The sequence below is a fragment of the Rhodococcus sp. FG69 genome (assembly GCF_057808915.1).
This window is the reverse complement of sequence record NZ_JBMDIX010000034.1, coordinates 1-15115: the sequence shown is the minus strand read 5'-3', so window position 1 is coordinate 15115 and position 15115 is coordinate 1. Positions and strand designations below refer to the sequence as shown.

The 15115-nt window shown below is 64.5% G+C and carries 11 protein-coding genes; 3 read left to right on the top strand and 8 right to left on the bottom strand.

All coding sequences use genetic code 11. The features are described from left to right. Positions 1–165: 165 nt before the first annotated feature. The 6 genes from ACODSO_RS22240 to ACODSO_RS22215 all read right to left on the bottom strand — a co-directional run bounded on the left by ACODSO_RS22240 (position 166) and on the right by ACODSO_RS22215 (position 11553). A complete protein-coding gene (locus tag ACODSO_RS22240; RefSeq protein WP_489038844.1) occupies positions 166–3993 on the bottom strand; it encodes a multifunctional oxoglutarate decarboxylase/oxoglutarate dehydrogenase thiamine pyrophosphate-binding subunit/dihydrolipoyllysine-residue succinyltransferase subunit in 3828 nt (1275 codons plus the stop codon). A 112-nt stretch (positions 3994–4105) separates the two neighbouring features. Further along, a complete protein-coding gene (locus ACODSO_RS22235) occupies positions 4106–7885 on the bottom strand; it encodes an ABC transporter ATP-binding protein (RefSeq protein WP_489038843.1) in 3780 nt (1259 codons plus the stop codon). 36 nt (positions 7886–7921) lie between these two features. After that, the gene (locus ACODSO_RS22230; protein WP_489038842.1) at positions 7922–8686 is read right to left on the bottom strand and encodes an ABC transporter permease; all 765 of its coding nucleotides are present in this window, start codon (positions 8684–8686) and stop codon (positions 7922–7924) included. Further along, positions 8683–9861 (bottom strand): ABC transporter ATP-binding protein, encoded by a 1179-nt coding sequence (locus tag ACODSO_RS22225; protein ID WP_489038841.1) that lies wholly within the window; start codon positions 9859–9861, stop codon positions 8683–8685. The genes ACODSO_RS22230 and ACODSO_RS22225 overlap by 4 nt, the downstream gene beginning before the upstream one ends. Positions 9862–9956: 95 nt before the next feature. Continuing rightward, entirely contained in the window at positions 9957–10796 is an 840-nt protein-coding gene (locus ACODSO_RS22220; protein WP_489038840.1) for an LLM class F420-dependent oxidoreductase, read from the bottom strand. 4 nt (positions 10797–10800) lie between these two features. Beyond that, on the bottom strand, positions 10801–11553 hold the full coding sequence (locus ACODSO_RS22215; protein ID WP_068369987.1) for a hypothetical protein: 753 nt from the start codon (positions 11551–11553) through the stop codon (positions 10801–10803). Between the two features lie 87 nt (positions 11554–11640). Between ACODSO_RS22215 and ACODSO_RS22210 the strand changes: the two genes are divergently transcribed. Beyond that, entirely contained in the window at positions 11641–12471 is an 831-nt protein-coding gene (locus tag ACODSO_RS22210) for a helix-turn-helix domain-containing protein (RefSeq protein WP_489038839.1), read from the top strand. A 19-nt stretch (positions 12472–12490) separates the two neighbouring features. Beyond that, complete coding sequence (locus ACODSO_RS22205; RefSeq protein WP_489038838.1) at positions 12491–12883, top strand: VOC family protein; 393 nt, start codon at positions 12491–12493, stop codon at positions 12881–12883. Here the strand turns inward: ACODSO_RS22205 and ACODSO_RS22200 are convergent. Next, positions 12865–13872 carry a glutathione S-transferase family protein gene (locus tag ACODSO_RS22200; RefSeq protein WP_489038837.1) on the bottom strand — a complete coding sequence of 336 codons (1008 nt, stop codon included), beginning with the start codon at positions 13870–13872 and terminating at the stop codon, positions 12865–12867. The genes ACODSO_RS22205 and ACODSO_RS22200 overlap by 19 nt on opposite strands. Before the next feature lie 9 nt (positions 13873–13881). Further along, positions 13882–14598, bottom strand: a complete 717-nt coding sequence (locus ACODSO_RS22195; RefSeq protein WP_489038836.1) for a GNAT family N-acetyltransferase — start codon at positions 14596–14598, stop codon at positions 13882–13884. A 148-nt stretch (positions 14599–14746) separates the two neighbouring features. Between ACODSO_RS22195 and ACODSO_RS22190 the strand changes: the two genes are divergently transcribed. Beyond that, entirely contained in the window at positions 14747–14950 is a 204-nt protein-coding gene (locus ACODSO_RS22190) for a cold-shock protein (protein ID WP_068369974.1), read from the top strand. Positions 14951–15115: the final 165 nt, after the last annotated feature.

Here is a 15115-nt window from a genome sequence, read left to right as displayed (position 1 = left end):
GTCCGCTGGTCGCCCGGTCCGCTTGAATGTCACCGGCTAGCTATCTGATCGTATGGGTGGACCATTCAAGCGATGGTGGGCCACACAAAAAACAGCGAACGGCGCATTCGATCACCCCGTGAGGTGACTGAATGCGCCGTTCGCTGCAGAGATTGGCGGGTGTAACTACTCGCCGACGCCGGAGAACGCCTCGTCGATGATTTCGAGCTGCTCGACGGCGTGGACCTTGCTCGAGCCCGAGGACGGAGCGGACATCGCACGACGCGAGACTCGCTTGATTCCGCTCAGGACGTCGGGCATGAGCTCCGGGAATGCCAGCCCGAACAACGGCCACGCACCCTGGTTTGCCGGCTCCTCCTGGACCCAGCGAAACTCGGTGGCGTTCGGGTAGCTGTTGATCGCCTCGGTGATCCGACGGGTCGGAATCGGGTACAGCTGCTCGATGCGCACGATGGCAACATCTTCGCGGTTGTCCTTCTGCTTGCGGGCAAGAAGCTCGTAGTAGAGCTTGCCGCTCACCATCAGGACACGCTTGACCTTGCTGCGGTCACCGGTGCCGGTGTCGTAGGTCGGCTCGTCGAACACCGAGTGGAACTTGCCATCGGTGAAGTCCTCGATGTTGGACACCGCAGCCTTGTTCCGCAGCATCGACTTCGGTGTGAAGACGATGAGCGGCCGGCGGATGCCATCGCGTGCGTGACGACGCAGCAGGTGGAAGTAGTTCGCCGGAGTCGACGGAAGGGCAACCGTCATGGAACCCTCGGCGCACAGCGTCAGGAAGCGCTCGATACGCCCGGACGTGTGATCCGGTCCCTGGCCCTCGTGGCCGTGTGGCAGCAGCAGCACGACATCGGAGAGCTGACCCCACTTCGCTTCACCGGACGAGATGAACTCGTCGATGATGGACTGCGCACCGTTGACGAAGTCACCGAACTGCGCCTCCCACAGCACGAGTGCGTCCGGGTTGCCCACGGAGTAGCCGTACTCGAACCCGACGGCCGCGAACTCGCTCAAAGCGGAGTCGTAGACCATGAACTTGCCGGGGTTCTTGCTGCCGAGGTTGTGCAACGGCGTGTACTCGGCGCCCGTCTTGCGGTCGATGATGACCGAGTGACGCTGGGTGAACGTGCCGCGGCGGGTGTCCTGCCCTGAGAAACGGATATTGCGTCCCTCGTCCACGAGGGAACCGAGCGCGAGCAGCTCGCCGAAGGCCCAGTCGACCTTGCCCTCGTACGCCATTTCCCGACGCTTTTCCAGAACGGGCTTGACGCGCGGGTGCACGTTGAAGCCGTCGGGAACCTCGAGGAAGGCGTCGCCGATGCGGTGTAGAACCGACTTGTCGACCGCCGTGGTGAGCTTGGCGGGCAGCTGCTGGTCGAGTTCGACCGACTCGCTGGGCTCCGGGGTGTACTTCTCGAGCTCGCGCACCTCGTTGAAGACCCGTTCGAGCTGTCCCTGGTAGTCGCGAAGAGCGTCCTCTGCCTCTTTGAGGGAGATGTCGCCGCGGCCGATGAGGGACTCGGTGTAGCTCTTGCGGACGCTGCGCTTGGTGTCGATGACGTCGTACATCGCCGGCTGCGTCATCGAGGGGTCGTCGCCCTCGTTGTGTCCACGCCTGCGGTAGCAGATCATGTCGATGACGACGTCCTTGTTGAACTTCTCACGGAAGTCGACGGCGAGCTGAGCGACGCGAACGCATGCTTCCGGGTCGTCACCGTTGACGTGGAAGATCGGCGCGCCGATCATCTTGGCGACGTCGGTGCAGTACTCCGAGGAGCGCGAATGCTCCGGCGCGGTGGTGAAACCGACCTGGTTGTTGACCACGATGTGCACGGTGCCGCCAGTGCGGTAGCCGCGCAGCAGCGCGAGGTTCAACGTTTCCGCGACGACGCCCTGGCCCGCGAATGCCGCGTCACCGTGGAGCATCAGGGGCAGAACGGAGAATCCGCCCTCGCCTGCACCCTTGTCGAGCAGATCCTGCTTCGCGCGAACGAGTCCCTCCAGGACCGGATCGACGGCTTCCAGATGCGACGGGTTCGCGGTCAACGAGACTGCGATGTCGTTCTCGCCGAACATCTGGATGTAGGTGCCTTCGGCCCCGAGGTGGTACTTCACGTCGCCGGAGCCGTGTGCGGCAGCCGGGTTCATGTTGCCCTCGAACTCGGTGAAGATCTTCGAGTAGGGCTTGCCGACGATGTTCGCCAGAACGTTCAGGCGACCACGGTGCGGCATGCCGATGACGACCTCGTCGAGCGCATGCTCGGCACTCTGGTCGATGACGGCATCCATCATCGGGATGACGGACTCGGCGCCTTCGAGCGAGAAGCGCTTCTGGCCGACGTACTTCGTCTGCAAGAACGTCTCGAACGCCTCAGCGGCATTGAGCTTGCTGAGGATGTACTTCTGCTGTGCCACAGTCGGTTTGACGTGAGTGGCTTCGACGCGTTCCTGCAGCCACGCGACCTGATCGGTCTCGAGAATGTGGGTGTACTCGACGCCGACGTGGCGGCAGTACGAGTCACGGAGAACGCTGAGCACGTCCCGCAGACGCATCTTGTCCTTGCCGTGGAATCCGCCGACCTTGAATTCGCGGTCGAGATCCCACAACGTCAGGTCGTGGCTGATCACGTCGAGGTCCGGATGCATCCGGAACTTGTCCTTGGTGAACTGCAACGGATCCGTGTCGGCCATCAGGTGGCCGCGGTTGCGGTACGCGGCGATGAGTTCGAGGACGCGGGTGTTCTTGTCGACGATGCCTTCGGGAAGATCCTTGCGCCATCTGATCGGCTCGTACGGAATCTTCAGCGAATGGAAGATCTCGTCGTAGAACTCGTCGCTGATCAGCAGGTTGTGGATCGTGCGAAGGAAGTCGCCCGACTCGGCACCCTGGATGATGCGGTGGTCGTACGTCGAGGTCAGCGTCATGAGTTTGCCGACGCCCAGTTCAGCGAGCCGCTCGTCGCTCGCGCCCTGGAACTCGGCCGGGTACTCCATGGCGCCTGCACCGATGATGGCGCCCTGACCGTTCATCAGACGGGGCACCGAGTGCACCGTGCCGATTCCGCCCGGGTTGGTCAGTGACAGCGTGACGCCCTGGAAATCCTCGCCGGTCAGCTTGCCGTCGCGTGCGCGGCGAACGATGTCCTCGTATGCGTTGTAGAACTGCGTGAACGAGTAGTCCTGCGTGTTCTTGATCGCGGCGACGACGAGGTTGCGGCTTCCGTCCTTGCCCTTCAAGTCGATGGCCAGGCCGAGGTTCGTGGCGGCCGGTGTAACTGCGTTCGGCTTGCCGTCGATCTCGGCGAAGTGGCGGTTCATGTTGGGGAACGCCTTGACGGCCTGCACGATGGCATAACCGAGCAAGTGAGTAAACGAGATCTTGCCACCACGCGTACGAGCGAGATGGTTGTTGATCACGAGCCGGTTGTCGACCATGAGCTTGGCCGGGATCGCGCGAACACTCGTTGCGGTCGGAATCTGCAGCGACGCCGACATGTTCTTCGCGACGGCAGCAGCGGCGCCACGCAGAACCTTGGTGGATTCCTCCGCAGCGGACGCGGCGACAGCGGGCTTCGCGGCCGTTGCGGACGGATTGGCACCCGCGGCCTTCGATGTCGCAGGCTTGGACGTAGGCGCCGGCTTCTCAGCTGGCTTGGTCTCGGCGGGCTTCGGTGCAGAGACCTTCGACTCGGCAGCCTTAGGAGCTGAAGCCTTGGGCTCAGCGGCCTTCGGAGCTGCAGCTTTCGGCGCAGCGGCCTTCGGAGCTGCAGCTTTCGGCGCAGCGGCCTTCGGCGCGGAATTCCCGTTGGAAGGAGGCGTACTGCCGTTCGGAACGGACGCGGTCTCGTCACCCGCCGGCGCGTCCGGGTTGTAGTCGGTGAGGAATTCGTGCCAGCTGGCATCGACCGATGACGGGTCGACCTTGAAACGCTGGTACATCTCGTCGACCAGCCATTGATTTTGTCCGAATTGGGTAGTGGAGCTGCTGCTCACGGCAGTAGTTCGCCTCGATTCTTCTCTTCGTTCCCGATCAAACGCGCGTACACACCCAGGCTAGACCTCAGGCAGGGAGTGCGATCGTCCGGGACGTGACTGTGGTATGTACTCACGAGTAACTATCGGCCTCATTGCTGACTACTCCTTGGACTATCGAATTATTCCCGCCGCGCGTTTCGGCCGCATCCCACAGCCGGGCGTAGTAGCCGCCGCGGACCCTCAATTCGTCGTGAGTTCCGGTTTCGACGATACGTCCGTGATCGACGACGACGATCATGTCGGCGTTGGCCGCGGTTGCCAACCGGTGTGCAACGACCACGGCGGTGCGTGTGCGCAGCAGTCTCTCGCTCGCTGCGAGTACCTTGCGTTCGGTCGCGGGGTCGAGTGTGGCGGTTGCCTCGTCGAGCAGCAATAGATCGGGGTCGACGAGTTCGGCCCTCGCCAGCGCGATCAGCTGTCGCTGACCTGCGGACAGACCCTGCCCGCGTTCACCCACCGGTTGCCGCATACCGCCCCGAAGTGCAGCGATGGTCTCCAATGCGCCGACTGCGCGCGCTGCAGCCTCGATCTCGGAGCGCGACGCATCGGGTTTTCCGAAGGCGATGTTGGAGGCGATATCGCCGGTGAACAAGTGGGCCTCCTGCGGCACGACACCGAGTCGTCGGCGATAGTCCGACAGTCGGTAATCGCGAAGATCGGTGCCGTCGACACGCACGGATCCGGACGTCGGATCGTAGAAACGCGCAAGCAGCTTCACGACCGTGGACTTGCCCGCACCGGTTTGTCCGACGAGGGCGACGGTAGTGCCGCTGGGGATTGTGAGATTGACCTCACTGAGCGCATCGGTGTCGGATCCGGCATAACGAAACCCGACACGTTCGAAGCGAACGTCGCCCCGGAGATGACCGTCGGGGATCGTCACGGTGTCTGAATTCGAGGCCACCTCGATCGAACTCGGTGTGCGGAGCAGGTCGCCGATTCGGCTTACTCCCACCCTCGCCTGCTGATAGCCGTCGAACACCTGCGAGAGCTGCTGGATCGGGCCGAACAACAAACCGAGATACAGCACGAAGGCGACGAGGGTTCCCGCCGAGGTCGATCCGCCCGCGACCTGATGGGCGCCGACGAAGACGACGAGCGCCAGGGCGAGGTCGGACAGGAACGTGATGAAGGGGAAGAACACCGAGATCGCGCGTTGTGACCGCATTCGGCTGACTCGGTAGCGGTCTGCGCGTTCGGCGAATCGATCTGCGGCGAACTGCTCGCGCCGATACGCCTGTGCCGACCGAAGCCCGGCGATGTTCTCCTGGAAGTCCGCATTGACCGCCGATATTCGTTCCCGCGACTCCGAGTACGCGGCGGAGGAAATTCTTCTGAACACGAAGGTTGCGACGATCAGCGGTGGCACGACGGCGAGTGCGACGAGGCCGAGCGAGAAGTCGGTCCACAGCAGTGCCGCCGAGATGCCGAGAACGGTGATCAGACTGATCACCGCGGTCGAGGCACCGGTCTGAATGAACGAGGACAACGCGTCGACGTCCGTAGTCATCCGTGTCATGATCCGGCCGGACAGTTCACGTTCGTAGTAGTCGAGTCCGAGCCGCTGGATGTGCGCATAGCTCCTCACCCGGAGGCCGAACAGCACCCGTTCGCCTGCGCGGGCAGTGATGGTGGTCGTCGCCGCTATGACGAACCACCCTGCCACCGCGAGAACGACTCCGATGGTCGTGGCCGTCCACAGTGCACCGGCGTCGCCCCGAGAGACGCCGTCGTCGACGGCGTAGCGGACGATCGACGGGAACGCGATCGACGCGAGGGAATCGAGCGCAAGCAGGACGACGACCGCAAGAAGCAACGGTGCGACTGGTGAAAGCAGGCGGACAAGCCGGAACTGGGGGTCCGCGGCGCGGAGGGCGGGCCCCGAGAACGTGGGATCCTCGTCGGCCAGCGGAAGCGCGGCCACGGCTGCCCGCATCTGAGGCGTCGACGCCACGTTGCCGAGCGCCCCCGAGACGGGTCCGCCGCTCCCCGCCGCCTGCGGGGCAGACCGCTGATCGTCCGACTGCTGTTCGGTGTCCGGCCACAGAGCCGTGCCGGGAGGTTCGGGGACGCTCGGGCCGGCGGACTTCACGGGCTCGTCGACGTCTCCCGTTGCGAGCAATGTCCTGAACAGAGGACATCGACGGTCGAGTTCGTCCACCGTTCCGATGTCGAGGATCTTGCCGTTGTCGAGTACTGCAACGCGATCCGCGAGAGTCAAGGTCGAACGGCGATGTGCGAGGACGATGGTCGTGCGTTCGCGGAGGCGACGAAGCGCATCGAAGATCTTGGCTTCCGTTTCGGCGTCGACGGCCGAGGTGGCGTCGTCGAGGACCAGAACTCGGGGGTCGGTCAGTAGGGCGCGGGCAAGGGCGATGCGTTGCCGCTGACCGCCCGAGAGCGTGAGTCCTCGCTCGCCGACGATCGAGTCGTATCCCTCGGGAAGGGCCTGGATGAATTCGGCGGCCTCGGCGAGCGTGGCAGCGTCGGCGATCTCCTCGGCGGTAGCATCGGGACGCCCGAGTGCGATATTGGCGGCGATGGTGTCGGAGAACAGAAACGGTTCGTCGAACACGAGGCCCACGGCCTCACGCAGCTGCTCGGCGCTCACTCGGTCGACGTCGAATCGCTGTCCGTCCGAGGTGAGTGCGACCGACCCTTCGCGCGCGCTGTAGAACCGCGGAAGGAGCAGGGACAGGGCGGTCTTGCCTGCGCCTGCATGGCCGACTATCGCGACGCTTTCCCCGGGCGCGACAGTCAGATCGAACGAGCGCAGTATGTCGCGATCGGGTTCGAAACCGAAGGTGACCGCGGCGAGATCGAGGCCGAGTGGCCCGTCGGGTAGATGAAGCGGGTGTGCCGGCTCCGGCACCGACGGATCGGTGTCGATGACGTCGTACACACGCTCGATCGCGGCACGCGATAGCTGCGCCATGATGACGACGGACGACAACGTGCGGGTGAGCGCCGACAGCGTCGCGACGTAGGTGGCGAAGGCAAGGAAGGTCCCGACGGTGATGTGACCGTGCATCGCGAGGTAGCCGCCCAATGCGATGACTCCCACGAGACCGAGCTGAGGGATAACGGCCATCGATGGCGCGAACCGGGAGTTGATTCTCGCTGCCCGCATGCGCTCCGAGAACAGCGTGCGGCCAAGCGACTCCAGCCTGTCGACGACTCGTGACTCCTGGCCGAATCCTTTGACGACGCGAACTCCGGTGACGGTCTCCTCGACGTGTTGCGCCAGGTCGGCCGCGCGTTGCTGGGCGGACCACGTGGCGGCGTACAGCTTCGGCCGGATGCGGTACACCACGAGGGACACACCAGGAACGATCAGCAGCGCGACGACGGTGAGCAATGGTGACAGGTAGGCCATGACGCCGAGTGCCAGCACGAACTGCAGCAGCGCGCCCGCAGACAGTGGAACCATCGCCAACAGACCCTGCACCAACTGCAGGTCGGTGATGGACCGAGAGACGACCTGACCGGTCCTTATCTCGTCCTGACGCCGACCGTCGAGCCGCTGTAGAGAACCTAGAAGCCCGAGCCGAAGGTCGTGCTGGACATCGATGGACAGCCTGCCCGCAAGTAGTCGACGGCCGAACTGGCATCCGAATCGAACAATGGCGAGAGCGCCGATGGCCGCCGCGACGGTGAGGATCGCGCCACTTTCACCTGCCGACGCATCGTCGATGGCAACGCGCGTCAAGAGGGGGAACGAGATGTCGATGACTGCGGCGATCATCGTGACCGCGAGCGCTCCCGAAGCCGTCCGGCGATGCACCCAACACTGAGCGAAGAGTCGACGGATCCACCCCGCCGCGCGTTGGTCGTTACCGTTGGTCACCATCGTTTTTTCACGGTAGTCCGCGCTACCGACACGAAATCAGTTGATGTCGCGTTCCCGTGTTCTGAGCCAGCCTGCCGCGAGCGCGGACGCAGCCCACGCCGTCAGACCGATCGGGGCCCACGGCCACGTGGCGAACGCGCCGGCGTCGTCGAGGTTGCCGGCTGCCGTGACCGACATGGTCAACGACGCCGGGGTGATGTGCCAGGCACCCTCGAAACCCAGGCCGGACAAGATGCCGAGCGTGATCAGCTCGCCGACTGGGAACCACGCGACGATGACGATCGACGGCCACGTCGGAGATCCGAAGAGCAACCCGAGGCCGGAGCCGATCAGCGACCACAGGACCACCGCGAACAGACCGGCCGCGACGTAGGCCATGGTGTCGCCGGTGAGCGAAAATGTTCCGGCCGTGAACAGGAGTAGGCACGCAATGCTGCAGATCGAGACGACCAACCCGTAGCCGAGAGCAAACAATGCCGTCACGAGGACTTTCGCTCCGATGACCCGATCGCGACCGGACGTGGTCAAGAACGACGTGGTGATCGTGTCGTGACGGAACTCGGTACCCGTGTTGACGGCCGAGAACACCGCGGCGAACAGCATGGCGAAGCCGAGAGCCACGAACAATCCGACAACGACGATCTCGTCGACGTCCCCGTTGGTGATCTCGTCTGCACCGGTGGCAACGGCCGAGGAGATGGCACTCGCACAGATACCGACGAAGACGGGAGGCAGGGCCAGCGCCCACCAGAACTTCAACGTGGTTACTTTGCGGATTTCCGACGTCAGCACCGTGGTCATCGTCGATCTCCGTCCCACGTCGATTGTCCAGGTTGCGGTGCGTACCCCGGCGGTGGACCGTAATTCGGTGGTGGCCCGTACCCGGGCGGTGGGCCGTAGTTCGGTTGTCCGTAGTTGGGGGCCGGCGCGTACCCGGGTGGGGGTCCGTAGCTCGCCTGTCCGTAACTCGGCTGTCCGTATGCGGGGGGAGGGCCGTAGGGCTGGCCCGGGCCGACGGGACCGGGATAGGCCGGGCCGGGCCTCATCTGGCCGGGTGGTGGTGCCGCGAACTGGCCGGCCGTCATCGACAGGAAGACCTGTTCGAGGTCGACGTGTTCGTGGCTGGTTCCGAACACGGTTACGTCGGCTTCTTTCGCGACGCGCGCAATGGTGTCGGCGTCGCTGCCGGCGACCCCGAGTCGGCCGTCGGGAAGAAGCTGACTGTTGGTGACCCCATTGGATGCCAGCGCCAGGGCGAGTGCAGCCGGATCCGACACGGTGACGAGAATTCGGCTGGGACGCGACGCGCGGAGCTGCTCGATGGATCCCTGGTAGACGAGAGATCCGGCGCTCACGATCACGAGGTTGTCGACGGTTGCTTCGATCTCGCGAAGCAGGTGGCTCGAGATCAACACGGTCCGACCGCCCGCAGCGAACGACTTCAGGAAGTCGCGCAGCCAGGCGATGCCTTCCGGGTCGAGGCCGTTGGCGGGCTCGTCGAGCACCAGAATTTCGGGATCACCGAGCAGTGCGGTCGCCAGGGCCAGGCGTTGCCGCATGCCCAGCGAGAACGCGCCGACATGGCGTCTCGCGGCGTCGGCGAGTCCGACCAGGCCGAGTACTTCGTCCGCGCGGGAATCCGGAACGCCGATCGCCGAGGCGAAGATACCGAGATGTCCGATGGCGGTTCGCTTGGGGTGAAGACTTCGCGAGTCGAGGACTGCGCCGACTGTGCGCGCAGGGTGGGTCAGCGCCGAGAACGGGGCACCCGCGATCAGCCCGACGCCGGCAGTGGGCTTGGCCAACCCCAGAATCAACCGCAGCGTGGTGGTCTTGCCCGAACCGTTCGGCCCGAGGAACCCGGTGATCGAGCCGCGGGGAACGGCGAACGTCAGGTCCGAGACCGCGCGCACCGTTCCGAAACTTTTGGTGAGACCGTGCGTTTCGAGTGCGTGACCGCCGAAGCCGTACGTCATATGAGCGATTCCCCCCGCGGACCGTGAATGTCGACTCGTACCGAGCCGGATGAACCGGCTCGGTACGAGATTACGGCTTTGCCGAAGTTGTCGGGCTAGTGGAGCGCCGCTGCGACTTCTCGATAGGTCCGTGACGGGTCGTCGCCGTCGGGCAGCGAGTGCAGCGTCACGTGCGAAGCGCCCGCGTCGAGATGCTGGCGAAGCCGGCGGGCGATGGAATCGGCGTCGCCGTGGGCGACGAGGGCGTCGATCAGTCGGTCGCTGCCACCGTCTGCGATCTCTTCTTCGGAGTAGCCGAGGCGCTTCAAGTTGTTCGTGTAGTTCCGCAAGTGCAGGTACGGATTGTTCACCGGCGGACGGCCGATTTCTCGGGCCTTCACCGGATCCGATTCGAGGACGACCTTGTGCTCGGGCGCCAGAATCTTGTCAGGGCCGAGGATTGCGTGTGCTTCGGCGGTGTGTTCGGGCGTCGTCAGATACGGGTGTGCACCTGCACTGCGATCGGCGGACAGCTTCAGCACCTTCGGTCCCAGGGCAGCGAGAACGCGTCGTTCGACGGGGACACCGCCGTCGTCCAATGCGTCGAGGTAGCTCACCAGGGCGTCGTACGGCTTCTGATATTCCTGCGTCGCCTCGGGGTGTCCGGCGCCGATTCCGAGGAGGAACCTGCCTGGATGCTTCTTGTCGATGCGGTGGAACGACTCGGCAACCGCGGGTGCCGCTGCCGACCAGATGTTGACGATGCCGGTAGCGACGACCACGGACTCGGTCGCGTCGAGCACCTCTTCTACCGAGGTGAGATCTTCCGGGGGTGAGCCTCCGAGCCAGATAGTGCCGTAACCGGAGGTTTCGATCAGACGAGCCAGCTCGGGTGGGATGCCCGAGAAGTGTCGCCAGATGCCGAACGTGCCGAGGTCAGGTGTGTCGGTGGTCATGGCTTCACTCAACGTCTCGACGTTGCTCGAGAATTCCATCGGGATCGGGTTCGATGATTCGGCTTTCGGGCCACGACCTCGGAGCGGGTCCGAACGCTTCCCGTGAATTGCGGACGACGCCCTTGCCGATGACTCGGTTGCCCGCCCCGCCGATGACGGCGCCGATTCCTGCGGGCAGGAGTTTGCCGAACAGAAGTGCGCTGCGTTTCGCGAGGTACTTCTGGACGAACTTCTTGACCAGCGACTTGTTCATGTTCGTCATCGCGCCGCCGGGTATCCGCGACATGACCAACGGTCCCCAATTCTTCGCTGAGCTGCCCACGGTCTTCTGCACGATCTGCATCCCCGATTCGCCCAGCGCGACCGCCAGGACGAGCGCGCGGCGCTGCTGGTGGTCATGCACCGGGATGCCGTGCACGGACGCCACCGACAGCGTGAGAAGGGCCGAGGACTCGATGAAGAACGCGGTTTCGGCGCCGACCGCAGCGAGGGAGGCGACGGTACCGAGCCCAGGAATGGCGGCAGCACCGCCGACGGCACTTCCGCTTCCCGTCACGGCGAGGATGAATCGGTTCTCCAACCGCTCGATCAGCTGAGCAGGTGTGTCGTTCGGGTGTGCCCGACGCATGTATGCGACGTACTTCTCGACGGCAGGCCCCTGCAGACGGCTGGCGTTGTCGAGTATGGCGACGAGTGATTTCTCCAGCCGCCCGCCCTCCTTGATGACCTCGACCTCGTCCTTCTTGTTCTTAGCCATCGGCCGTCCCCGTTCGTTTCGTCGTACCGGCTTTCGAAGCCCTCGAAGCCATTGCTACCCGTTCGCTCACGGTTCTACGCTGCGATCATGGCTGACAAGGTCCAGCTGGGTCACTCCGACGGTGCCCGGCGGTTGCCCACCGCACGCCTGCGTCCGTATGTGACGTCGTACGACGGCTACCGGCTGTCGGGGTTCGAACCTGGAATTCACGTTGGCCTGCCGAGTCCGAACCTGACCGTGATCCTGACTGTCGATTCGCAGCTGGACATCGCGGATTCACCCCGTCAAGGAGCGTGTGCGTTCGAATCGCTCGCGAGCGGGATCTCGGTCGAACCGGTGACCATAGCGCACGACGGTACCCAACACGGCATTCAACTGTCCTTCACGCCCGCCGGCGCGCGGGCGCTGTTCGGCATACCGACGTCGGCGCTGGGTGACTGGATGGTCGACCTGGGCGAAGTGCTGCCCGACGCGCGGGAGTTGACGGATCGGATCTCCGCAGAGGATTCGTGGAGTGGCCGATTCGACATCGTCGACGACATTCTGTGTCGGTCCCTCGGTGAGCGCGAGCTCGATCCGACTCTCGCCGAGGTGTGGAGGCTGTTGGTGCACACGGGTGGAACGGCCCGCGTCGGTGATGTGGCGTCGCAGATCGGGTGGAGCCGCCGGCATCTGGTCAACCGCTTCACCGCAGAGTTCGGCGTCGGGCCGAAGGACTCGGCGCGGATCGCCCGATTCGACAGGTCACACCAGGTGCTCAGACGCCTGGACATCCCACCGCTCGCCGACGTCGCCGCGCAATGCGGGTACTACGACCAGGCGCACATGGCTCGGGAGTGGCGTGATCTAGCCGGGTTGTCGCCTTCGCGCTGGCGTCGAAACGAGCAGTTCCCATTCGTCCAAGACCAGGTCGAGTGACGCGGGCAGCATTGCGGGCATGAACGATACGAGAACGAACATCTGGCCGTGCTTGAGCTACTCGGACGCGCACGCCGCGATCCGATTCATCGTCGATGTGCTCGGCTTCGAGGAGGTGGCTGTGCACGGCGAGGGTGCACAGGTCGACCACGCCGAGTTGCGCTGGCCGGAGGGCGGCGGGGTGATGCTCGGCAGCGTCCGGCCCGACAGCGCGATCGCAGGCCTGCCCGCCGGAGTGGGCTGCGTCTACGTCGTCACCGCCGACCCCGACGCCCTTCACGATCGCGTCGTGGCCGCCGGTGCACGGCTCACCCGGGGGCTACGCGAGGAGGACTACGGCAGTCGCGGCTTCACCTGCCGAGACGCCGAGGGAGTCCACTGGAGCTTCGGAACCTACGCAGGCACCCAGTGATCGGCGGGAACGAGCTCGTCGGCCCGCGGCGGAGGCGGGGGAGTGCCGTCGCCGAACGGTCGGCCGCCCAGTAGTTCCCGACCGTGCGGTTCCAGCCACCCGTGCAGGTCCGGACCTTGGGGGACGATGCCGGTGGGGTTGATGTCGGTGTGGACCTCGTAGTAGTGCCGCTTGATGTGTTCGAAGTCGACGGTGTCGCCGAAGCCCGGTGTCTGAAACAGGTCGCGGGCGTAGTTCCACAGCACCGGGATCTCGGTCAGTTTGCTGCGGTTGCATTTGAAATGGCCGTGGTAGACGGCGTCGAATCGCACGAGCGTCGTGAAGAGTCTCACGTCGGCCTCGGTGATCGTGTCGCCGACGAGATAGCGCTGGTTCGTGAGTCGCTCGACGAGCCAGTCCATGGCAGTGAACAGACGGTCGTAGGCCTCGTCGTATGCCTTCTGTGATCCGGCGAACCCGCATCGGTAGACGCCATTGTTCACCTCGCGGAACACTCTTTCCGCGACCTCGTCGATCTCTCCGCGCAGCGCTTCGGGGTATAGGGCGGGAGCGCCGTCGCGGTGGTACTGCGTCCACTCGGTCGACATGTCGAGCGTCATCTGTGGGTAGTTGTTGGTGACTACCTTGCCCGTCTCGATCTCGACGAACGCGGGCACGGTGATGCCGCGCGGATAGTCGGGGAAGCGGGCGAAGTAGGCGTCCTGCAATCGCGGGATCTGCAGCACCGCATCGACTCCGCCCGGTTCTTCCTCGAAGTTCCAGCTGCGGGGGTCGTGGGTCGGGCCCGGAATGCCCAGTGAGATGGCACTTTCCAGGCCGAGTAGCCGCCGCACGATGATCGACCGATGCGCCCACGGGCACGCACGCGCGGCGATCAGCCGGTAGCGGCCGGGCTCGACGGGATAGCCGTCGCGACCGTCCGCGGTGATGCGCGTTTCGATGTAGTTGGTGTCGCGCGTGAATTCCTCACCGTTCTCGACATACGTCATACCTTCAACCTACGTACCGGAGAGCTCGACCGACACGAACACGCCCCATTCCTCGTAACCCAGCCGTGCGGCGAGGCGTCGGGACGTTCCGTTCTCGGAGTTGGTGCGCCACTGCGGAATCATGCCCTCGTCGAAGGCGTCGTTGGTGGCCAGGCGCGCGACCACCTGACCGTTGCCCTGCCGTCGGGCACCGGGCGCAGTCAGCACGCCGAGATCGGCGAGCACGCCCTCCCATTCCAGGTAGGCAGCGGTCGCGAGCGGCGCAGCGGTGTCGGCTGGTTCGTCGTCGCCGAGCACCGTGAACCACGATCGCTTGCGGGTCAGTTCGGCTGCAATGACGTCGTCGGGAGCGCACAGGGCTTCGAGCGCGAGCACGTGGGACAGTTCGTGCGAGATCAGCGGGTCGTGACGGTCGATGCTCGTGCCGATGTCGCCGGCGAAGTACAGAATTATCGGGCCGTGGCTGCGTCCGGCGCCCACCGCTCCGAGTACTCCGCGCTCGGACAGTTCGTCGTCCGTGTACTTCGATGCCCACGAGTTCGGCGATGCGGACACCACGCTTTCGGGTCCGATGAGGGCGCTCGCGTCGCCGAGACGAACGAATGTGACGGACGTCGCATTGTCGTCGATCTCGATGTGGCGGTGGGAGGGGCGTAGTGCCGAATCCTCCAGGCCGAGGCGCCGCGACCACGCGAGGCGGATGATGTCGTGATGATGTGAATCCACCTCGAACAGGCTATCGCGCCGCCCGAAAAACCGAGCTATCGATTTTTTTTGCCCCCGACGTATCGCATTGAGCGTTTGGATGGCATGATCAGGAAATGAGATTGGAGCTTCGACGTGAAGGTCCAGCTCGCTACAGAAGGTTTACGGTATGACGCAGGGCAGTGTTAAGTGGTTCAACGGCGAAAAGGGCTTCGGCTTCATCGAGCAGGACGGTGGCGGACCTGACGTGTTCGTTCACTACTCGGAGATCCAGGGAACTGGCTTCAAGTCACTCGACGAGGGTCAGCGCGTGGAGTTCGAGGTCGGCCAGGGCCAGAAGGGCCCCCAGGCCACAGGCGTTCGCGCTATCTGATCCCCTAAAAGGATCGCCACCCGAAATTGCTGACGGCTTGACGCTGTCTTCAGTTGAGGTTTCTCGAAGGCCGGATACGTAGGAAGAAATTCCTGAGTATCCGGCCTTCGTGCTGTTCGGGCCTCCGGCCCAGGGGGGGGGGGGGGGGGGGGGGGGGGGGGGGGG

What these genes read in the sequence shown, in the direction of transcription:
- ACODSO_RS22235 (WP_489038843.1), bottom strand. Translation starts at nt 7,885, where the DNA reads ATGGTGACCAACGGTAACGACCAACGCGCGGCGGGGTGGATCCGTCGA.
- ACODSO_RS22230 (WP_489038842.1), bottom strand. Translation starts at nt 8,686, where the DNA reads ATGACCACGGTGCTGACGTCGGAAATCCGCAAAGTAACCACGTTGAAG.
- ACODSO_RS22225 (WP_489038841.1), bottom strand. Translation starts at nt 9,861, where the DNA reads ATGACGTACGGCTTCGGCGGTCACGCACTCGAAACGCACGGTCTCACC.
- ACODSO_RS22220 (WP_489038840.1), bottom strand. Translation starts at nt 10,796, where the DNA reads ATGACCACCGACACACCTGACCTCGGCACGTTCGGCATCTGGCGACAC.
- ACODSO_RS22215 (WP_068369987.1), bottom strand. Translation starts at nt 11,553, where the DNA reads ATGGCTAAGAACAAGAAGGACGAGGTCGAGGTCATCAAGGAGGGCGGG.
- ACODSO_RS22210 (WP_489038839.1), top strand. Translation starts at nt 11,641, where the DNA reads ATGGCTGACAAGGTCCAGCTGGGTCACTCCGACGGTGCCCGGCGGTTG.
- ACODSO_RS22205 (WP_489038838.1), top strand. Translation starts at nt 12,491, where the DNA reads ATGAACGATACGAGAACGAACATCTGGCCGTGCTTGAGCTACTCGGAC.
- ACODSO_RS22200 (WP_489038837.1), bottom strand. Translation starts at nt 13,872, where the DNA reads ATGACGTATGTCGAGAACGGTGAGGAATTCACGCGCGACACCAACTAC.
- ACODSO_RS22190 (WP_068369974.1), top strand. Translation starts at nt 14,747, where the DNA reads ATGACGCAGGGCAGTGTTAAGTGGTTCAACGGCGAAAAGGGCTTCGGC.